Origin of the sequence: Acinetobacter sp. YH01010 (genome assembly GCF_013420775.1) — a bacterium.
GTDB classification, from domain to species: domain Bacteria; phylum Pseudomonadota; class Gammaproteobacteria; order Pseudomonadales; family Moraxellaceae; genus Acinetobacter; species Acinetobacter amyesii.
The window spans coordinates 17,622-37,809 of the sequence record NZ_VOYF01000013.1 but is presented as its reverse complement, the minus strand read 5'-3'; the positions used below and the strand labels follow the sequence as shown (position 1 = coordinate 37,809).

17 protein-coding genes and 4 tRNA genes are annotated in these 20,188 nt (G+C 40.3%); 9 read left to right on the top strand and 12 right to left on the bottom strand.

Annotated features, from left to right (window positions below):
- Positions 1-43: 43 nt before the first annotated feature.
- Positions 44-958: a polysaccharide deacetylase family protein gene (locus FTT77_RS12115; RefSeq protein ID WP_180109361.1), complete on the bottom strand. Its 915-nt coding sequence runs from the start codon at positions 956-958 to the stop codon at positions 44-46.
- 203 nt (positions 959-1,161) lie between these two features.
- On the opposite strand from FTT77_RS12115, the gene FTT77_RS12110 reads away from it, so the two are divergent.
- The 4 genes from FTT77_RS12110 (at position 1,162) to FTT77_RS12095 (ending at position 4,572) form a co-directional block, all read left to right on the top strand.
- A complete protein-coding gene (locus FTT77_RS12110; protein WP_111884531.1) occupies positions 1,162-1,647 on the top strand; it encodes a chorismate lyase in 486 nt (161 codons plus the stop codon).
- Positions 1,648-1,669: 22 nt separating this feature from the next.
- Positions 1,670-2,551, top strand: a complete 882-nt coding sequence (gene ubiA, locus FTT77_RS12105; protein WP_180007667.1) for a 4-hydroxybenzoate octaprenyltransferase — start codon at positions 1,670-1,672, stop codon at positions 2,549-2,551.
- Between the two features lie 122 nt (positions 2,552-2,673).
- On the top strand, positions 2,674-4,128 hold the full coding sequence (locus FTT77_RS12100) for a S9 family peptidase (RefSeq protein WP_180007668.1): 1,455 nt from the start codon (positions 2,674-2,676) through the stop codon (positions 4,126-4,128).
- A 183-nt stretch (positions 4,129-4,311) separates the two neighbouring features.
- Positions 4,312-4,572 carry a hypothetical protein gene (locus FTT77_RS12095; protein WP_168379169.1) on the top strand — a complete coding sequence of 87 codons (261 nt, stop codon included), beginning with the start codon at positions 4,312-4,314 and terminating at the stop codon, positions 4,570-4,572.
- Positions 4,573-4,647: 75 nt separating this feature from the next.
- Here FTT77_RS12095 and FTT77_RS12090 read toward each other — a convergent pair whose 3' ends face one another.
- From FTT77_RS12090 to FTT77_RS12060, 7 genes are all read right to left on the bottom strand, one after another.
- Complete coding sequence (locus FTT77_RS12090; RefSeq protein WP_218945491.1) at positions 4,648-5,130, bottom strand: DUF2726 domain-containing protein; 483 nt, start codon at positions 5,128-5,130, stop codon at positions 4,648-4,650.
- Between the two features lie 22 nt (positions 5,131-5,152).
- A tRNA-Asn gene (locus tag FTT77_RS12085) sits at positions 5,153-5,228 on the bottom strand.
- Positions 5,229-5,486: 258 nt separating this feature from the next.
- A tRNA-Asn gene (locus FTT77_RS12080) sits at positions 5,487-5,562 on the bottom strand.
- Positions 5,563-5,779: 217 nt separating this feature from the next.
- A tRNA-Asn gene (locus tag FTT77_RS12075) sits at positions 5,780-5,855 on the bottom strand.
- A gap of 5 nt (positions 5,856-5,860) precedes the next feature.
- Positions 5,861-5,936: transfer RNA gene (locus FTT77_RS12070), tRNA-Asn, on the bottom strand.
- An 811-nt stretch (positions 5,937-6,747) separates the two neighbouring features.
- The gene (locus FTT77_RS12065; RefSeq protein ID WP_078192384.1) at positions 6,748-7,374 is read right to left on the bottom strand and encodes a superoxide dismutase; all 627 of its coding nucleotides are present in this window, start codon (positions 7,372-7,374) and stop codon (positions 6,748-6,750) included.
- A 156-nt stretch (positions 7,375-7,530) separates the two neighbouring features.
- Entirely contained in the window at positions 7,531-8,289 is a 759-nt protein-coding gene (locus FTT77_RS12060) for a Nif3-like dinuclear metal center hexameric protein (protein ID WP_180007670.1), read from the bottom strand.
- Positions 8,290-8,458: 169 nt separating this feature from the next.
- Here FTT77_RS12060 and FTT77_RS12055 point away from each other — a divergent pair, with 169 nt between their 5' ends.
- The gene (locus tag FTT77_RS12055) at positions 8,459-9,637 is read left to right on the top strand and encodes a S1C family serine protease (protein WP_180064993.1); all 1,179 of its coding nucleotides are present in this window, start codon (positions 8,459-8,461) and stop codon (positions 9,635-9,637) included.
- A 186-nt stretch (positions 9,638-9,823) separates the two neighbouring features.
- Complete coding sequence (locus tag FTT77_RS12050) at positions 9,824-10,081, top strand: hypothetical protein (protein WP_078191893.1); 258 nt, start codon at positions 9,824-9,826, stop codon at positions 10,079-10,081.
- A 104-nt stretch (positions 10,082-10,185) separates the two neighbouring features.
- Here FTT77_RS12050 and FTT77_RS12045 read toward each other — a convergent pair whose 3' ends face one another.
- The 3 genes from FTT77_RS12045 to lipA form a co-directional block, all read right to left on the bottom strand.
- Entirely contained in the window at positions 10,186-10,572 is a 387-nt protein-coding gene (locus FTT77_RS12045) for a carboxymuconolactone decarboxylase family protein (RefSeq protein ID WP_005008801.1), read from the bottom strand.
- Between the two features lie 159 nt (positions 10,573-10,731).
- Complete coding sequence (locus FTT77_RS12040; protein WP_180007672.1) at positions 10,732-13,245, bottom strand: acyl-CoA dehydrogenase; 2,514 nt, start codon at positions 13,243-13,245, stop codon at positions 10,732-10,734.
- Between the two features lie 412 nt (positions 13,246-13,657).
- On the bottom strand, positions 13,658-14,671 hold the full coding sequence (gene lipA, locus FTT77_RS12035) for a lipoyl synthase (protein ID WP_180004941.1): 1,014 nt from the start codon (positions 14,669-14,671) through the stop codon (positions 13,658-13,660).
- A 206-nt stretch (positions 14,672-14,877) separates the two neighbouring features.
- Between lipA and sthA the strand changes: the two genes are divergently transcribed.
- Both sthA and FTT77_RS12025 read left to right on the top strand, forming a co-directional pair.
- Positions 14,878-16,293 carry a Si-specific NAD(P)(+) transhydrogenase gene (sthA, locus tag FTT77_RS12030; protein ID WP_078190237.1) on the top strand — a complete coding sequence of 472 codons (1,416 nt, stop codon included), beginning with the start codon at positions 14,878-14,880 and terminating at the stop codon, positions 16,291-16,293.
- A gap of 142 nt (positions 16,294-16,435) precedes the next feature.
- A complete protein-coding gene (locus FTT77_RS12025) occupies positions 16,436-17,548 on the top strand; it encodes an AAA family ATPase (protein WP_180007673.1) in 1,113 nt (370 codons plus the stop codon).
- A 33-nt stretch (positions 17,549-17,581) separates the two neighbouring features.
- Here FTT77_RS12025 and chrA read toward each other — a convergent pair whose 3' ends face one another.
- Positions 17,582-18,820 carry a chromate efflux transporter gene (chrA, locus tag FTT77_RS12020; RefSeq protein WP_180007674.1) on the bottom strand — a complete coding sequence of 413 codons (1,239 nt, stop codon included), beginning with the start codon at positions 18,818-18,820 and terminating at the stop codon, positions 17,582-17,584.
- A 333-nt stretch (positions 18,821-19,153) separates the two neighbouring features.
- Here chrA and FTT77_RS12015 point away from each other — a divergent pair, with 333 nt between their 5' ends.
- Entirely contained in the window at positions 19,154-20,137 is a 984-nt protein-coding gene (locus tag FTT77_RS12015) for an alpha/beta hydrolase (RefSeq protein ID WP_257224555.1), read from the top strand.
- Positions 20,138-20,188: the final 51 nt, after the last annotated feature.

Sequence of the window (20,188 nt, the reverse complement as noted above, 5' to 3'; positions counted from 1 at the left end):
TTGCAGGTCATTTTTTATTGAATATCTAGAAATTTGCCAAACGTCATTTCAAACCATGCTGTTTTAAATTGTCGCCTTCATAAGGCGCATCTTCGGCGGGGTAGCGCAGCTGTGTAATTCCTTGAGTTTTGGCAATCGACCAAATCACACTTTCACCCGCAGGAATGTTTTGACTGCGCTGCGCATATAAGGGGTCTTGTAGGGCGTTTGCTGCTGAAATAAAAGTCCAGCCATGTTGCTGAAATGCGGTAATGACATCCTTTAAAAATGCAGCATTAATGGCATTTACATGTAAAAGTAAAACATGTTGTGGCGAACGATTTATGGTGAGCTGTGCAAGTTGGTCATAATAATCTGCTCGGTGAAGCAGGTGAGCAATATAAGCTTGTTTTAGTCGGTCTAATTTGTCCTGATCTTGCTGTTTGGCATTGTCGAGATATTTTCGGTTATAAAACCAGTCACTGGCATCAATACTCACACCGCCAATGCGGTATTGATGTTGCTCTAACCACTGATAGACAGCATCACGCTTTTTAGCGCTATTACCTTCTTTTAAAAAAGGATACCGGTAAATACGTGTGTAATTTGGCAGCGTTTTTAGCACGGTATCCGCCTGTTCAATGCTGTGCAGATAATCTTTTAATGTGACATTTTCTTTATTCAGGTTTTGGTGCAGTGCACTATGATTGCCAATCAGATGGCCAGATTGTCCCCACGCTTGAATCAGTTGTTTACCTTGATAATCGCCAATTTTAATCAGGCTAGGGAAGACAATAGTTTTGATTTGTTGATCATGCAGATGTTTTAAAATTTGGGCATTGATTTGTTCCGCTTGTGCGTTAAACGCTGGATTTAATCCATCATCAAAACTGAGTGCAAGAGATTTTGCTTGAGCCGTGATATTGGCACAAAGTAAAACGAAAAAAATAAAAACATGTAGTGGGTTATATGGAAACATTATGCTTGTGTAATTTAGTGGTTATCCACGACATCATACTGTGTATGTGAGGTTTGTGTTGATTGCATATGTAATGAAGTACTTAAGTCGTTTTGGTTTTGCTCATTTTACTGAAAACAAGCTATGGGTCATGAAAAACGATGTTGAGTTGGTTACACTAAGGATTCGCTATACTCAGCAAATGCTTATAAGGGAAATGAAATATGCAGCGTCAAGCATGCGAAATGCGGGATAAAAGAATGTCTCCTGAATTAAGAACATGGTTGTATGCTTCGGGTTCATTAACCCAACAATTAACAGATTTTGCCCAAGGCGTATTTAAGGTTGAGCCGAGTATTGAGCAATTTCAACGTATGACGCTTCAAGATGCACGGTGGCTACAAATGCCAATACAGCACACAGCTTGGGTACGTGAAAGTTATTTATATGGCTGTGAAGCTGAGCCGTGGGTCAAGGCAAAAAGTATATTTCCAATCCTCAGTATACAAGGCCGTGCGCGGATTTTTCAGCATATTGGAAAAAAACCCATCGGACATTTTTTATTTCAACGTACCAATCCGAAGTGTGAGCGGCGTGTACTGTGGCTAGACGATGGTTGGACACGTCAGAGCTGTTATACTTGGCATGGTTGTAAATTTATAGTTCAGGAAACTTTTTTAGCGAGTTTTGAGCAATATTTGCAGAAATAACATTACCAGATGAAGGACAGTCATGGCCGTGGTGCAAAAGATTACTTGGCAGCAGCGTTTAGAAGCTTATTACTATTTATGTCGCTTCGATAAGCCAATTGGCACGGAACTGGTTTTTTGGCCAACTATGTGGGCACTGTGGATTGCCAATCAAGGAACACCGCAATTCAGTATTTTGATTCCTATGATTTTGGGTACGATATTTATGCGTGCAGCAGGTTGTGCGATTAATGACTTTGCTGACCGTAAAGTCGATGGTGCTGTGGAAAGAACCAAGCATCGTCCTCTAGCGACAGGCGTAATTAGCGCTAAAGAAGCCATATATGTATTCTTGATCTTGGTGCTTGCTAGCGCATGTATGTTGTTCTTTTTACCGATAGAAACTTTTTATTGGTCCTTTGGTGCATTGTTTTTAGCGTTCATTTATCCCTTTATGAAACGCTACACGCATCTGCCACAAGTATTTTTAGGCGCGGCATTTTCATGGTCGATTCCTATGGCTTACACCGCAGTAGGGCAAACACCTGATTTAACGTGTTGGTTATTGTACTTTGGTAATTTGGCGTGGACCGTTGCGTATGATACACAATATGCCATTACTGACCGTGAATATGATTTGAAAATTGGCGTGAAATCGACTGCGATTTTATTTGGTAAATACGATATTGAAATTATTTCATTATTGCAGGTGCTTAGTATTGTACTAATTGGTTCTGCACTGTATTTAGAAGATCTCTTGATGCCATTCGGTTTGGTCGCGTTGTTGGCTGTGGCTGCCGATTTTATTTACCAGTGGACTAAAACCAAAGGCCGTGATCCGCAGTTATGTTTTTGGGCGTTTCGCCATAACCGTTGGGTAGGGCTTATGATTTTTATTGGAATTTTCATGGCACTGACGCTTTAATGTCATTGATCTGAAACTGTTTAAAATGAGCTAAAGCATCCTATTTGGGTGCTTTTTTTTATGCATTAATAAAAAGGCATGTAGTTTCATGCTTAAAGAATAATGATTAAAAAGGATATTTTATGAAAAGTTCAAAAATAGCATTAGCTCTGACAGTTGCAGTTTCTATGCTGTCTTTAACCGCGTGTAATGACGATGATAATGACTCATCATCTTCGAATCAAAAATCAACATTTGTGTCTGAAGCAAATTATGCTTTAGATACTGTAGACAATACATCGTCCATTAAAGTCATGACGTATAACATGACCAATGTGCAGGGGAAAGCAGCAACAGCAACAGCCTTAGTATTATTTCCAAAAGCTACACAACCTAAAGATGGGTATCGTGTTGTGGTATGGGAGCATGGAACAGTCGGGGCTGGAGATGAATGTGCGCCAAGTAAAAATCTAATTCATCCACGTTTTAAAATTCTAGCTAATACGCTTATGGCGGCAGGTTATGTAATTGTGGCACCAGACTATGAAGGTTTAGGTACGAAGGGGGTGCATCCATACCTCAATTTATCGAGTGCGGCAAATTCGGCACTTACTGCGGTTAAAGCAGCAAAAGAACATTATGGTAAGCAACTCAATGGTCAGTGGATGTCGATCGGTCAATCGCAAGGTGGTCATGCATCCTTAGGGACGGCGGAATTTGCAAATACGGATGCAAACTATAAAGGGGCAGTGGCAGCCGCACCTGCATCGAGTTTGGGGACGATTATTAAGATCTATCTTGATCCTGCTTTAAATCTGGATGACAACGGCGTGAGTAAGGGCGTCAATATCTTAGATGAACAATTGCTTCAAATTCGTTACGCGCTTGCAAATAACATAATCAATGCACAGCAAGCAGATGCGTTAATGGGGCAACTTGCAGATGGCTATGCTGAGCTTTTGGCATATGCTGCATTGACCAGTTCGGGTATTAAAGCCTATGAGCCAAATTATGATTTAAAAAATATCTTTACTGCAGATGCTGGTGTTATTGCAGAAAAAGCCTATGGACGTACAGGGGATGATGGTGCATGTTTAAGTTATGCCGATCCAAATGGCGCAAATGGTTTGCAAGAACAGTTTAAAGCAGCTGTGATTGAATTCTTAAAAGATCCAACGCATATGGTTTCACAGTACGGAATTGATTTGAATAAAATCGATACCGATCCCGTTGTTCAGAAATTTTTAAATGATAATCAGCCAGCGACGAATGCAACTGCTGCCAAAGTAATTAAAGCCCCTGTTTATATTATTCAAGGTGAAGAAGATAAAGCTGTATTACCTCCTGTGACTCAAGCTTTATTTGAAAATATGAAATTGCAAGCGGTGAAATACTTCCCACAGGCAAAATATGAGGATGGATATTTATTGGATATTGTGCCAAAAGCAAGTCATACACAGGCGATTATCTGTAGAAATGCGCAAGCGGTCGAATTTATTCAAGCTAAAATGTCCGCAGGTACAGGTATTGATTTAACCAATGAGCAAAAAGATGCGAGCCAAAGTCCACATTGTACGGGTATAGTTGCTTCAAGCTAAGTTTTTAAATAATAAAAAAGGAGCATGTCTCCTTTTTTTATTGAATATTGGATTGTTAATCATTCAATCCGTGAAAATGAGGGGGTATAGTTGGTTAGAGTAAAGAATGATATGAAGGCTTGAGCGAATTTTGTTTTTTGCTATATTGGGCGTCGAATTATTTATGTAAATGAAAGAATCGTTATGTCTGAAGTTAAGCCAAAGCCCAATACCAAAAAGATGATCATTTTGATGGCACTTGGGCTATTGATTCCTATATTTTTGGTCAGTATGGCTTTTCTTGCAGTCAATAGTGATGCCAAAAACCAAGAAAAATATAAGCAACAACAAGCTGAAATGATTGAGCGCATTAAAGCTAAAGAAGCCCAAGATGAGGCTTTGGCTGCTGAGGCTGATCAAGCAGTATCAGAAGTGCTGGCTGCTCAAGAGTCAAATGCTCAATAAAATTCTGTTTACATTATCGATGTGAATGCAATGCGCATTCACTCAATGTTTGATTTTGATTTACGTATTTTACAACTATTTATTTATATCATGCCTGAGCGTGTGAACTGTTGGAATACTGGTGTAGCGGATTACACGGTAGCCCGCTTCTTCAAGCATTGCATCACGTTCAGCATCTTCTTGCTCTTTGCCTATATGACTAGGGTCATCCAGTTCGATAATCACAAGCACATTATAAGTTTGGTCAAGTATGACAAAATCAGTGACTTTTCGATTAAATCTATTCCTAATTTTATAATTTTGATTGGTGATCAGTGCGCTAAAAGCCACTTGGGCTAAAATGTGGTAGTTCGGAAATGCTTCATTTAAACGATGAAACATCTTACTTTCAAAGGCAGTGATTACACGACGTGGGAAAAACTTTTGTTTGCTTCTAAACAGTCTCGGAAAGACTAAGCAGACAAGTGCAAAAGTTGCCAAGCAACCAATAATAAAAAATATGAACTGACTGAGATCTGGCACGGAATAAACTACATATATGAAAAAAGCCCACGTCATGATGCGTGGGCTTTTTAGAATTTGGCTCTCCAACCTGGGCTCGAACCAGGGACCTGCGGATTAACAGTCCGTCGCTCTACCGACTGAGCTATTGGAGAATCTGCACGCATTCTATGGGGCAAATGCAGTGAGGTCAAGTCGGAATTGCAAAAAATAAGAAAATTTAGGCTGAATGTATTAAATATAAACACCTTTAATATAAAGTGTTTTTAAAACTTAAGCTTTGATAATTGCTTCTAATGTGGAAGGAGAGGTCGGTGAATAGCTTAGGTCATAGAGCAAGTGATTCTTATCTTAAAAATAAAAGCCTAGAGCATAAAAAAAGCCCACGACATAATGCGTGGGCTTTTAGAATTTGGCTCTCCAACCTGGGCTCGAACCAGGGACCTGCGGATTAACAGTCCGTCGCTCTACCGACTGAGCTATTGGAGAATCTGAAACGGATTCTAAAGATGTATGGCAGGGTGGTCAAGCCTGATTTAAATAAAATACAGAAAAATCAAATTAAGTGTTTTAAAAATAGCCGAATCAGACAAGTTAGTACTTATACGGATACTTTTAGGAAAGCATAAACAAAAAAGTAGGTATGCTTTGCTTAAACAACAGGCAATAAAAAACCCACTTCGTAATGAGTGGGTTTTTTAGAATCTGGCTCTTCCACCTGGGCTCGAACCAGGGACCTGCGGATTAACAGTCCGTCGCTCTACCGACTGAGCTATGGAAGAATAGATGGCTCTCCAACCTGGGCTCGAACCAGGGACCTGCGGATTAACAGTCCGTCGCTCTACCGACTGAGCTATTGGAGAATCTGATGCGCATTTTAGGGATGAATTTTAAAGTGGTCAAGCAGATTTGATGAAATGACTATTTGAATGTTTTTTTATTGTTCAAGTCTAGAAATTTTTTCTTAAATAGTGGTTATTTTTGAAGTTTTTTATATCATCTAGGTTGCTGATTTGCTTTATCGTCAAATTTTGTAGATTTAAATTTTTAAGCGTAGTTATGCGTTTCTCTTGATCTAAAGGAATTATAATTTGGAATAATAAATATATTTCTAAAATTTGATGGTTTGCGAAGGTATCTAAATGAAATTTAGAAAAAGACATAACAGGTTTAATGGTGTTTTGGTATAGATTAAAAAGATTTTGATTGTGTTTGAATACAATCCTTAATAAATATTCATTACCGACAGGTAATAGTTTGTAGTGACTTTTTGTGTTGTTAATGGATATGCTTTCTATTTGATCATAGTTAAACTGAATTTTCATTATATAAAGTTGAATTATACAATGACTTTCGAAAAATCTAATTTGTGGCAGTCCATTTTTGATGATAAGTAAAATTAAGACGAATTCCATAATTGATAATCCAGTCAGTATTAGTGCTGAATTAAAACTATATTTAATAGATTCTTGAACATAAGAGTAACTCACATACTGGATTATAGTGATAAAGATAAACATCACTAATATTTTGGTATATTTTGCTTTTATGATTAGTAATGGCTTTTGATTCATTCTTTTGTGTAATATTGTTTGTTGTGGCAGTATGATATTTAAAGCATAAAAAATCACCCTAAAAGGGTGATTTTTTTGACTTTTGAATAAGTTTTAAAACTTATTTTTCAACGCCAGCAGCTTGACCTGCATATTTAGCGTTTGCATAGTCCCAGTTCACTAGGCTTTCTAAGAAAGTAGAGATGTATTTAGGACGAGCGTTACGGAAGTCGATGTAGTAAGCGTGTTCCCAAACGTCGATAGTCAACACAGCAACTTTACCGTGAGCAAGTGGAGTGTCAGCATTTGAAGTTTTAAGGATAGAAAGGTTGCCGTTTACTTCGTCAGCAACTAACCAAGCCCAACCTGAACCGAATTGAGTTGCAGCAGCATTTGCAAATTCTTCAGCGAATTTTTCGTAAGAACCGAAAGCTTCGTCGATTTTAGCTGCTAAAGCGCCAGTAGCTTTACCGCCACCGTTTTTAGCCATACAGTTCCAGTAGAATGTGTGGTTCCATACTTGGGCTGCATTGTTGAAGATACCAGCTTTAGAAGCATCGCCTTTAACAGCAGTGATGATTTCTTCTAAAGTTTTGCCAGCAAGGTCAGTACCTTCAATTGCTTTGTTTAGATTAACCACATAAGTATTGTGGTGTTTGTCGTGATGGTATTCTAAAGTTTCTTTGCTGATGTGCGGAGCAAGATCTTCGTAACCGTAAGGTAACGCTGGTAAAGTAATCGTTGTCATGTTTTCAATTCCTTGCATTTTGCTGGGTTTTGACATTAAGTGCCGTTATTGTAATAGATTCTTGCAGTAAAATGCGCATTGCTTATAAATAACAATACAGAATAAAGCCTGAAAATATACGTATAAGGACTGAGCCAAAGACCAAGACGATTTAAATTAAATCGGGTTGTTTAATTCGAAATAACTATACTCAATATTGAACTGTTCTGAAATAGCTTTTGCGAGTCGTTGTACACCATAACGCTCGGTTGCATGATGTCCACATGCATAATAATGCACGTTTAATTCTTCAGCCTCATAAAAAGTGCGTTCACTCACTTCACCTGAAATGTACGCATCACAATCTAATGCAGCCGCCTTGCCAATAAAGTCCTGTGCGCCGCCCGTACAAAAACCAATTTTTTGAATAGAGGGTTTATCTGCTGGCAGGTGAATGGCATCAAATCCTAATCTTTCAGAAACGAACTCTTTAAACGCCGCTGGAGTCATGGCTTGTTTTAAATAACCAACATTGCCAATAGGATTGCGCTCAGTAGGATCTAAGGCTTCAATATTCTCTAATTCGAGCAAATCTGCTATCGCTGCATTATTACCTAAAGTAGGGTGACTATCTAAAGGTAAGTGATAGCCAACTAATGAAATATCTTTTTTGATCAGGCTTTTGATGCGTTTGCCGCGCATACCAGTGATTGGGTAAGCTTCACCTTTCCAAAAATAACCATGATGTACCAATAGCAAATCAGCTTTCGCTGCTATCGCGGCTTCAATCGCTGTTTGTGACGCGGTAACTGCACATAAAATTTTATGCACTTCTGCTGAGCCTTCAATTTGCAAGCCGTTGGGAGCATAGTCCTTAAATTCATGTGCTTTGAGTGTGCTGTCACACCATTGAATAATTTCACTTAACTGAGCCATATACTGTCCAAAATCTCAAAAAGATGCATCAAAATTTACGATTGTTTAAATTGTAACTAAAGAATCACAAATCTCTGTGTTTATTTTTAAGTTTGTTGAAAATATTACATTACAATACGATATAAATTATTTAGCCATCAATGAATTATAAAATTTAGAGGATATAGACGTGCGTCGGACCTTTACATGGTTACCTTGGGTATTATTAATACTTGTGATCATCGGTTTCTTTACATGGCAACAGGTTCAAAAACCTAAAGCACCCATTGCCCCAGATGGGGTTAAAATGCCTGCAGAAAAGGTTGAGCCTCTCATTGATACGTCGCGTACAGGCGGTGTAGTTTCGTATAGTGCTGCGGTAAAAGTTGCTGCTCCAGCGGTTGTCAATATTTTCACTACGCAAAAAGTGAAACAATTGGATCATCCTTTATTAAATGATCCTGTTTACCGTGAGTTTTTTGGTAATCAACTTCCAGATCAAACCAATCAAAACGAAAATAGTTTAGGTTCAGGTGTGATTGTTCGTCCAGATGGCTATATTTTGACGAATAACCACGTGATCGCACAGGCCGATCAGATCGTTGTGGCTTTACATGATGGTCGTCGTGCTGAAGCGAAAGTTGTGGGCACAGACCCAGATACAGACTTAGCTGTGATTAAGATTGAAATGAGTCAATTACCGGTTTTACCGTTTAAGCTAAGTGGCAATGAAGTCGGTGATGTCGTCCTAGCGATTGGTAACCCTTTTGGCGTGGGTCAGACGGTTACGCAAGGGATTATCTCAGCTACAGGTCGTTCAGATTTGGGAATCAACACTTACGAAGACTTTATTCAAACAGATGCGGCGATCAACCCCGGCAACTCTGGTGGTGCTTTAATTGATGTTGCAGGGAACTTAATTGGTGTAAATACCGCGATCTTCTCGCAGTCAGGTGGCTCTTTGGGGATTGGTTTTGCCATTCCTGCAAAAGTGTGCCAACAAGTGCTGAACGCTATTTTAAAAGATGGGCGAGTGGTACGTGGTTGGTTAGGTATTAGTTTACTTCCAATTAAACAAGAAAATATTTTAGATCCACGGGTGAATGGCGTGATTGTCGCAGATGTCATTCGCAATGGACCTGCAGCACAAGCAGGTTTAAAACGTGGTGATAAAATCATGAAAGTGAATAATGAGCTAATTACCTCGACTTCGCATTTAATCAACTACGTTGCACAACAAGCGCCATTGAGCACTATGCAAATTGACATTGAGCGAGACGGAAAGGTGATGACATTACCTGTACAAGTGGGAGAGCGTAAACCGCAAACTCAAAACAGTGACTCGCAATATATTCCATTACCCCGCTAGCATAGAAAATCCCTCGTCATGAGGGATTTCTTTTGAGTACCTTTTTTTGTATATCGCTTTGAAGAGCATCGTTTGCGCCAAACAATGCGCTTTGTAATTGAAATATCAATTACAAAAATGCATTGCACGCTTTGCTGAATTTGGCTTAATTTATAAGCAATAATAATCAGATAAGCGTATAAGAATATGAGCTTTTTACCCGCTGAACATGCCAAAGTTTTATCCAGTCAAGCCAATTTAGATATCGCCTTATATAAGACACGTTTGGCTTTGCTGATTGAGGAAAATGCCAAACAGGGGAATACCGCCGTATTTACGGTTTTACCCAAGCATTTAGCTTTAGAAGAGATTCGAAGTTTATCTGCTGAGCTTACAGAATTGGGATATCAAGTTCGATTTGAAGTGAATGAATTCTTCTATAATTTTAATGTCTACTGGATTTGATTCGGGATTCACTGCATTTAAGGTCGTAAGTTAAAAACAAGATGAAACCCTTTAGAAAACCACGCTAAGCGTAGTTTTCTAAAACTGTTTTATAACGCAGTATCTTATTCAGATTTTTGATAGTCGTTAATGACTTCAAGCGCCGCACGAAAGGCTTCTTGAGTCGCTGGTGCACCACAATATGGCAAACTATGAAGTAATACTTCCTGAATTTCTTCTACAGTCGCCCCGTTATTTAAAGCACCTCGGACATGACCTTTGAGTTCTGTCGGACTTTTTTGTGCTGTTAAAAATGCAATAGTAATCAGTGAGCGATATTTACGGGGTAAAACGCCTTCACGCTGCCAAGTTGAACCCCATGCATGCTCATTAATCCAATCTTGCAAAGGTTGAGTAAATGGCACGGTATTGTCTTGAGCACGTTTAACGAAACTTTCACCCATAACTTCAGTACGAACTTTTAAGCCATTTTCATAATCTTGTTGTGACATGTAGCAAACCCTCTGTGATGTAATTTTGCAGTACAGCCTATACCTTTGACTCTGCGATACCATTGGCTGATGGTCGTATAAAAAAGCCATCCCATTGTTTAACAGTGGAATGGCTTTTATTTTGAGAAAAATAAAGCTCAAAATCGATGAAGAAGTTGATTAATAACGCAGGAAGGCTTCTGGTTCATCATCAGTGTGTTGTTGCTTTTTCACTTCTGGTGAAATGGTTAAATGTGGATTGGATAGCTCAAGTTCGTGGATGAGCTGCATGTCAAATACATCTGTGAGCATACTGTCATAGCGTTGAATGTTGTAAGTGCTGAGCTGTTCAGCTTCGGAGGCAGTAATGACTTTTTGTGCAATTGCATCGGCTATATGTGCTTCAAAAGTTAAACCTTTGAATTGACCTTTAGATTCAGCTTTTTTAAATTGGTTCCACAGCGGTTCAATTTTTAACAGTTGTAAAAAGGCATTTTCCATACGACCAGAAACTTCATCTGCTGCTGTGCTGTAATACACGTGCTTTTTCAGTTCTTGGCGGAAAGTATTGTCTAGCATCATTTGAGTGGCAACTTCACGTTTTAAACGGTCTGTCGGTTTAGCAACAACTCGTCCAAACGGAAAGCAGATGATTTTTACTATACTTGCGGCTAGTCGCATTGGGAAGTTGTCAAATAAGCCCTGGAAAGCTTTTTCAACATTGTACAAAGCTTTATCTAATGCAAGTTGCGCATGTAATTGTTCAGCTTCACTTCTTTGACCTTGTTCATAATATTTAAGAATAGCCGTCGCGATAAATAAATAAGAGTGAATGTCTGCAAGTCGGCCCGAAAGCATTTCTTTACGTTTAATATCACCGGCTAATAGGCCAAGACACATATCTGCAGTCAGCGCGAAATCGGCACTGAATCGATTAATTTTTTTATAGTAGGGGCGGCTAAATTCATCTGCTGAAGCTGGTGAGTCGGATGGGCCACCTGTGAACGCATAAGCAAAGGCGCGTGCAGTTCGGTTAAAGGTATAGCCTAAGTGCTTAAAGAGCATTTCATTGAATGTATTGAGTGCAGCGTTTTTATCTTCGGCTTGAAGTAATTGTAGCTCTTCAAATAAATATGGATGGCACCGCATTGAGCCTTGTCCAAAAATCATCAGAGAGCGACTTAGAATATTGGCACCTTCGACAGTAATTGACACAGGAATGGCCTGATAATTCAAAGCTAAAAAATTACGAGGTCCCATTTGCACGGCACGTCCACCGACGATGTCCATGCCGTGATTAACTACTTTACGCATGGTTTCAGTGGCATAGTATTTAGCCATTGCGGTCATCACAGCAGGTTTGCCGCCTTGGTTTAAACCACAAGTCACCAAATAGCGAAATGCTTCAAGCATGTAAGCGTCTGATGCGATATCACTCGATGCTTCTTGCACACCTTCAAAATTACCTACAGAAATTTTAAACTGCTGACGAACTTTGGCAAATGCACCAACATTTAAATATGCCATTTCTCCGGCTGCCGTTGATAACGCAGGGAGTGAAATACCACGACCGACCGCTAAACATTCCATTAGCATACGCCAGCCTTTGCCGGCATTTTCAATCCCACCAATGATCCAATCTAAGGGAATAAAGACATCTTTGCCTTCAACTGTCCCATTCATAAACGGTGAGCCTGGATTATGACGAGGGCCTGTAATGACACCGTCATGACTCGCCGGTAGCAGCGCGCAGGTGATGCCATATTCCGTTTTATTTTTATCTCCCAATAAGCCATCTGGATCGTATAACTTAAATGCCAGACCAATGACGGTGGCAATCGGTGCAAGGGTAATCCAGCGTTTAGAGAAGTTCATGTTTAAGCCGAGCACCTGTTGTCCCTCAAAGGTGCCATAACAGACGACACCTGTATCTGGAATGGCGCCTGCATCTGAGCCGGCTTCAGGGCTGGTGAGTCCAAAACATGGGATTTCTTCACCTTTGGCAAGGCCTGGGAGATATCTATCTTTTTGTGCTTCAGTACCATAGTGTAGTAGCAATTCCCCGGGTCCAAGCGAGTTGGGCACCATACAACTGACTGCGGCAGTCAGTGAGCGGGATGCAATCTTGCTCATGACACGGCTTTGTGCAAATGAACTAAATTCACGTCCTCCATACGATTTTGGAATCACCAGTCCTAAGAAACCATTATCCTTAATGAATTGCCAAGCTTCTGGTGGGAGGTCTTTATGTTTATGGTGAATATCCCATTCGTTGAGCATGGCACAAAGTTGCTCGACTTCATTATCAATGAAGGATTGTTCTTCTGCACTAAGCTGTGGATAGGGATAAGCCTCAAATTTTTTCCAATCAGGCGCACCCATAAATAGCTCTTTTTCCCACCAACTTGTTCCTGCATCCAACGCTTCACGTTCCGTAGTACTCATACTCGGCATCGCATTTGCTAAGGTTTTATAGGCAGGTTTGGTGAGTAGATTGAGCCTCAGTGGATCAATCAACACAATTAAACTTAAAGCAATAAGCGGGATGCCAAGTATTAATGACCATGGGCTTAAAAAGGCGAGTGCAATTGAAACGAATATCAGTGTTATCGCGCCTACAGCTCGTGAAAGTTCAAAGAAAAAAACGGCCCAAAGAGCAAAAATAAAGAGTACGGCACTGAGTATAAATAGCATTTGTTATGGCTCCAGTGACAAGGGCCAGAGCGTTATGCGTTTAAAACAGCCTACATGCGTTTAAAAATGATCTCATCTTTTGTCTTTCTGATTTTAAAGTGCATGAGACTGTCAAAATGGCATCACTCGGCTGGTGAGTATGATTGGACAATTGCGCGAATATCATGAAAGCGCAAATAAAGTGTTATCAATAGATTGATTAATAAATAATCACAACACAATCCCTATCGGGCAAAGAAATGTCACATTACGTAAACTTTGATGATTCGATATATTGGATAACGTTTAAGGAACGCACTATTTTCGAAAGATCTTATATTGGGAAACGAATTCGGCTGAGTGTGTGAAAGCCACAAAAAAAGCCCTCAATCAATGAGGGCTTTAATTTGAGATGTTTTAAATCTTTGCGTGATTAGGCTTCAATCGTTTGCACTGCAATTTTCTTTGCAGGATCAGTTTTACGACGTACCGCAGGTACTGGCTCACCATAGTATTGACGGTCAGCAAAGTAGCTTGACCGGACCATTGGTGCAGCCCAAATGTTTTTGAAACCAAGCTTTTGACCATGTGCTGTGTAACGATCAAACTCTTCAGGTGTAACGAAACGATCGATCGGTGCATGTTCTTTAGAGGGCTGTAAGTACTGACCAATGGTGACATAGTCAACATCGTGTGCTTTTAAGTCGTCTAATAACGCGATCACTTCTTCTTCAGTTTCACCAATACCGACCATCAAACCACATTTGGTTGGAACATCTGGGCAGTATTCTTTAAACATTTTTAATAAGTTTAGAGAGTGTTGGTAGTCAGAGCCCGGACGCATTGCTTTATACAAACGTGGCACGGTTTCAATGTTGTGGTTAAACACATCAGGTGGACACTCCGTCATAATACGAAGGGCAACATCCATACGACCACGGAAGTCAGGAACTAGAATTTCCAAAAGTGTTTTTGGACTCAAGTCACGAGCTTCTTTAATACAGTCAACAAAGTGCTGTGCGCCGCCATCAACTAGGTCATCACGGTCGACCGACGTAATTACGGCATATTTCAAACCAAGATTGGCAATGGTTTCTGCCATGTGACGTGGTTCATCTGGGTCAAGAGCATTGGGACGACCATGCGCAACGTCGCAGAATGGGCAACGACGAGTACAGATATCGCCCATAATCATAAAGGTTGCAGTACCGCCACCGAAACATTCAGGTAAGTTCGGGCAAGCCGCTTCTTCACACACGGTATGTAATTTTTGTGCGCGCAAAGTTGTTTTAATACGTTGAACTTCATCAGGGGCAGCCATTTTGACCCGAATCCAGTCAGGCTTACGAGGCGTTTCAACCGTTGGCACGACCTTCACAGGTATGCGAGCGACTTTTTCTGCGCCACGAAGTTTTACACCCTGTACAGGTTTACGGTTCTCAGACATATTCAACTTTTCCACTGTTTTTGACGAGGAGATATTCAAAAAATTAGCTCAATCATTATAGCGGACTTGAGCTTAAATAGGGGGAAAACGATATTCATATAATAAATGTGGTTATCACATAATATATGTGAGCTAAATATCCAAAAAAGTTAGGATATACGTCATAATACAGCCTAGATTAAAGAATATTTGTAAAGGAGCGTTGAATGCCACGTAAGAAAGAGGTCGTTAGTGGAACTTTCGTGAAATACGATGCGGTAGTTCTGGGTTCTGGCCCTGCGGGTGAAGGCGCTGCAATGAAACTTGCTAAATCAGGTAAGCGAGTTGCAATTGTAGATATGCGTGAACAGCTTGGTGGTAACTGTACCCATGTAGGAACAATTCCAAGTAAAGCATTGCGTCAGACCGTTTCAAGCATTTTACGTTACCAACGTGACCCTATGTTCCAAAAAGTCGGTGAATGGAAACAGTTCACGATGAAACAGGTGTTACGTAATGCGCATAAAGTGATTCAACAACAAGTTGAAACTCATTCACGTTTTTATGACCGTAATAAAATTGATATTTTCCACGGCCGTGCGTATATCCAAGATCAAAACACTGTTTTGATTTTTAGCAATGAAGGTATGACGGAAACTTTAGTATTCCAGCAATTAGTGATTGCTACAGGTTCACGTCCTTACCGTCCAGCTGCTTTAGACTTTAATCATCCTCGCGTATTTGATTCAGACAAAATTTTGGATCTGGATTATTCAATCCAAAAAATCATCATTTATGGTGCAGGTGTGATTGGTTGTGAATATGCGTCTATCTTTATTGGTCTAGACCACAAAGTTGACTTGATCAATACACAACACAAATTACTCAGCTACTTAGACGATGAAATTTCAGATGCATTGTCATATCGTTTACGTGAGCAGGGTGTATTGATTCGCCACAACGAACAGATTGATCATCTTGAAACACATGATGATCATGTGGTTCTGCACTTGCAAAGTGGTAAGAAAATTAAAGCCGACGCGATTTTGTGGTGTAACGGCCGTTCTGGTAATACAGATGGTTTAGGCCTAGAAAATGTAGGCATCAAACCAAACAGCCGTGGTCAATTAACCGTGAATGATCAATATCAAACTGAAGTAGAGAATATCTTTGCTGCGGGTGATGTAATCGGTTGGCCTTCACTTGCATCTGCTGCATATGACCAAGGTCGCTGTGCCGGTTCTAACATGAGCGGTGAAGAAGGAATTGCACCTGTAACGGATATTCCTACAGGTATTTATACAATTCCTGAAATTTCTTCGATTGGTAAAACTGAACAACAGTTAACTGAAGAAAAAATTCCGTATGAAGTGGGTCAGGCATCTTTCCGTCATTTGGCACGTGCACAAATTACCGGTGATACCGTGGGCGAGCTTAAAATCTTGTTCCATCGTGATACTTTAGAAATTTTAGGCGTTCATTGCTTCGGTAATAATGCTGCGGAAATTATTCACATTGGTCAGGCCGTGATGAACAGCCCGAACAATACGATTAAATATTTCGTAGAAACCACATTTAACTATCCGACTATGGCGGAAGCGTACCGTGTGGCAACATTGAATGGTATGAACCGTTTATTCTAAGGCTAAATTGAACTTAGAATGTACAATGAAAGACCCGTAAGTTTCGGCTTGCGGGTTTTTTATGGTAAGAATAAAGTGTATGCAAAATATACATTCAATCCACTTATAATCATCAGCATTTCCAACTCATTTTAGGTAGCTTATGACGATCCGTTCAGTGACCATTCAAGGTTTTCGATCTATTCATCATATGAATCTGACCTTATCGCGTCTGAATATCGTCAGTGGTCCGAATGGTTGTGGTAAATCCAATCTATATAAAGCTGTACGTCTCCTGCATGAAGCTGCAAATGGCCAATTATCCCAAGCTATTGCAAATGAGGGCGGGATTCAAAAAATCATGTGGGCAGGTGGTCACCGTGCGGGTGATCGATCGAAAGACCCTAAGCGCATGAAGCTTGCAGTGGAGATGGAGCATTATGAATATCAACTTGAAATAGGTTTTCCTGAACCGCTCATCACCTTGTTTGCACTCGATCCTTTGGTCAAAGTAGAAGGAATTTGGTTAAGCGGTTATCAACGTCGAAAAATGAGCGAGTTGTTAGAGAGAACCAACCAAGCGGCATTTCTTAAAAATGTTGATGAAGAACGGATTGCTTATCCGATGTCTTTAACACCTGAAGAGTCGGTGTTTGGACAATTGTCCGATCCACATTTATACCCCGAAGTTTCACAAGTGCGTGAGACCATGAAAAACTGGCGCTTTTATCATGAGTTTTCTGTCAGTGGAAATTCACCGATCCGTGTCCCACAGGTGGGCATTCGTTCGCCAGTTTTAGCGCATGATGGTACAAATTTAGCTGCGGCTTTTGAAACTTTACGTGAGCGTGGCAACAGTGAAACCTTGTTTGAAGTACTAGAAAAAGCCTTTCCGCAGACCCAATTTTATGTGCAGGAAATGGGTGGGCGCTTTCAAATGATGATGCAAAAGCAAGGGATCTTAAGACCTTTGGAAAGTGCCGAATTTTCAGATGGGACTTTACGGTTTTTGTGTTTAGCTGTGGCTTTATTGAGTCCAAGACCCCCAAATTTTATGGCACTGAATGAGCCAGAAAATAGCTTACATCCCGATTTATTACCTGCCTTGGCGCTGCTGATTGCTGAAGCAAGTCGCTATACACAGCTTTGGTTGACCACACATTCCAATGAGCTGGTTGAAATGATCAAACAGTATAGTGATGTGCAGCATTATCAACTAGATCAGGTCGAGGGGAAAACAGTGGTCAAGGGCGCAAGCTTAATCGATGAGGATTAGATTATTCATTTAGCTCTAGTTTTTTGTTTTAGCTTAAAAAGGCAGAAAAGATAAAAAAGCATAATAGCCGATAAAACTACTTATTAAGCTGAACCAAACTGGCAGTTTGCTGCGAAGTAAAGCAATAATGACGGCAACAAATATACAGTCTGTCCATTGAATGATGTATTTCTGGCTCATTTGAAATAGTAGACACAGTAATAGACCGACGACAGCCGCATTGATCATTTTTAAGGTGCCAAAAAGCATCGGGCATTTCATCAACTTATTCCAAAACGGTAATAAGCCACACAATAATAAAAACGATGGGAAGTAAATCGCCAATGTCGCGAGTGAGGCATTCAATATTGGCACATCGGTCATGGGTAAAAGTGTGCCGAGATAGGTGGCGAAACTAAACAAGGGCCCCGGCATGAGTTGTGCAAGGGCATAGCCTAAGTCAAAATTTTCATTACTGATCAGTCCTGTAGAGACAAAGTCCTGATGTAAAAATGGCAAAATAATATGTCCACCACCAAAGACGAGGGATGCTGTGCGGTAGAAGCTTTCTAAGCTGAAAGACAATATATTGCTATGTTGTATATCGAAGAATGGCAGAACGAAAAAAGGGCTGATAAAGGCGAGAAGCCATAGCCAAGAGGTGCGAGTATTTTCATATGCATTCTGGCTAAAATTGTCATGTTTGGGTGGAACTGTTTCGGTGATATTTGGCTTTTGGCTGCGTAATTGATTTGACGATAAAACTAAACCGATAATTGCAGCGCATAAAATCACCAAAACTTGATTTAGAGAAAATTGAAAGAAATAAATAAAAAATGCAGCTAAAAGCATGACTAGATACTGAAATTTTGTTTTACAGAAGCTTCGCATCATTTGCCAAAATGCCCATGTAACCACAGCAAGGACAATCAACTGAATAACATGAAAGAACTGTGTTGAGAGTTGATCGCTAAGTTTTAAGCTTAAAATCGCCGCGGCACACATCAGCAGGGCGGATGGTAAAGTAAAGCCTAACCACGCCAAACAAGCACCTTGATAGCGGTTGAGTTGAAATCCAATCGCCATGCCGAGCTGGCTACTGGTTGGGCCTGGAAGGACTTGAGTCAAGGCAAGCAAATGCGCATATTCATGCTCCGTTATCCATTTTTCTTGTTTCACAAAATATTGAAAAAACAACACTAAATGCGCAGCAGGTCCACCAAATGCAATACACCCTAATCTTAAAAAGGTGAGAAAGATGACAAGGTTTCGTTGTGGTATGGACTGGCTCATGCGTTACCAATATTAAAAATCGAAATAAGGTTATGAATTTCTAAAGGATAAAATCTTGAATGTTAAAAGATCTTAAAGGCTGATTATTGCAGGAGTATGTAAATCCTGCTTCAAAAATATTTTGAAGTGCTTAGCAGGGAAAAGATAATTGGACGAAGTGACATAGTGCTGTCCCACATGCACATGGCGTCGGTTTCCGCCGCTGATTAGCATCAGCACATACACATAAAAAATTGTCTAAAAATGACTTCTCCAAAATCAGACACCTTATCAGAAATTTTGAGCGCTTTATTGAAGTGGTTGATGAGTGGCATTGCATCGTTACTTTCAATCATGGCATTTGCAGATGATCAGCTACTTGCTTCACAAGCATTAGCAAGTTATACAGATCAAAACAGTTGGCAGGGCATTCAGCACTATCTACCCAAAGAATACCATTTAACAGAAACGCAGCGACCCAAAGAAGAGTGGTGGAGTTGGCAGGGTCATACTGTTCACTTAGATACTTATCGGAATCCACAGGCAAAAGTGAAGGTGATTCTGTTTCATGGTGTGGGAACAAATGGTCGACAAATGTCGATGATTTTGGGTCATCCTTTGGCACAACGTGGCTATGAAACTATCGCTATTGATATGCCCGGTTATGGCCTCACCCAAGTCAAAAAGGGCTCAAAAATTCGTTATGATGATTGGGTTCAAGCAGGTAATGACCTCATTGAAGCCGAGCTACAAAAAGATCATCGTCCTATCGTTTTGTATGGGCTTAGTGCAGGTGGTATGTTGACCTATCACGTGGCGGCAAAAAATAAAAAGGTGAAAGGTATCGTCGGTATGACCTTTCTAGACACTTCAAATAAAACTGTGCGTGATCAAGTCTCTTTGAATAAATTTATGAGCCGCGTGGGCAGCCCACTGGCTCATGTGACAGCACATACACCATTTTCAGCATTGCCAATGCCGATGCGGTGGGTAAGTAAAATGCATCGCTTGGTGAATAATGACGCAGCATTGCAGGTCTTTTTAAAAGATAAAACGTCAGCTGGGAATAGTGTATCGGTTAAATTTCTAGATTCGTATTTATATTATAAAAATGACACGCCACCGGAGCAGTTTGATGTCTGCCCAATTTTACTAACGCAGCCTGAACAAGACCGCTGGACGCCTTTGGCTTTAAGTCAGCCATTTTTAGCACGGATTCACCAAGTTCCAGTCGATGTCGTGCTGTTGAAAAATGCAGGACATTATCCTTTGGAACAGCCGGGACTTAAGCAAATGGTCAATGCAATAGATGCGTTTTATCAAAAAGTCACGCAATAATCTGTTGAAAGCGTGATGCGTAATTCATACCAACATAGATATAAAAAAACC

Coding starts and splice junctions, on each gene's coding strand:
- sthA (WP_078190237.1), top strand. CDS start 14,878: ATGCCACGTAAGAAAGAGGTCGTTAGTGGAACTTTCGTGAAATACGAT.
- FTT77_RS12025 (WP_180007673.1), top strand. CDS start 16,436: ATGACGATCCGTTCAGTGACCATTCAAGGTTTTCGATCTATTCATCAT.
- FTT77_RS12100 (WP_180007668.1), top strand. CDS start 2,674: ATGAAAAGTTCAAAAATAGCATTAGCTCTGACAGTTGCAGTTTCTATG.
- FTT77_RS12065 (WP_078192384.1), bottom strand. CDS start 7,374: ATGACAACGATTACTTTACCAGCGTTACCTTACGGTTACGAAGATCTT.
- FTT77_RS12110 (WP_111884531.1), top strand. CDS start 1,162: ATGCAGCGTCAAGCATGCGAAATGCGGGATAAAAGAATGTCTCCTGAA.
- FTT77_RS12050 (WP_078191893.1), top strand. CDS start 9,824: ATGAGCTTTTTACCCGCTGAACATGCCAAAGTTTTATCCAGTCAAGCC.
- FTT77_RS12060 (WP_180007670.1), bottom strand. CDS start 8,289: ATGGCTCAGTTAAGTGAAATTATTCAATGGTGTGACAGCACACTCAAA.
- FTT77_RS12045 (WP_005008801.1), bottom strand. CDS start 10,572: ATGTCACAACAAGATTATGAAAATGGCTTAAAAGTTCGTACTGAAGTT.
- lipA (WP_180004941.1), bottom strand. CDS start 14,671: ATGTCTGAGAACCGTAAACCTGTACAGGGTGTAAAACTTCGTGGCGCA.
- FTT77_RS12095 (WP_168379169.1), top strand. CDS start 4,312: ATGTCTGAAGTTAAGCCAAAGCCCAATACCAAAAAGATGATCATTTTG.
- chrA (WP_180007674.1), bottom strand. CDS start 18,820: ATGAGCCAGTCCATACCACAACGAAACCTTGTCATCTTTCTCACCTTT.
- FTT77_RS12090 (WP_218945491.1), bottom strand. CDS start 5,130: ATGACGTGGGCTTTTTTCATATATGTAGTTTATTCCGTGCCAGATCTC.
- FTT77_RS12040 (WP_180007672.1), bottom strand. CDS start 13,245: ATGCTATTTATACTCAGTGCCGTACTCTTTATTTTTGCTCTTTGGGCC.
- FTT77_RS12015 (WP_257224555.1), top strand. CDS start 19,154: ATGGCATTTGCAGATGATCAGCTACTTGCTTCACAAGCATTAGCAAGT.
- ubiA (WP_180007667.1), top strand. CDS start 1,670: ATGGCCGTGGTGCAAAAGATTACTTGGCAGCAGCGTTTAGAAGCTTAT.
- FTT77_RS12115 (WP_180109361.1), bottom strand. CDS start 958: ATGTTTCCATATAACCCACTACATGTTTTTATTTTTTTCGTTTTACTT.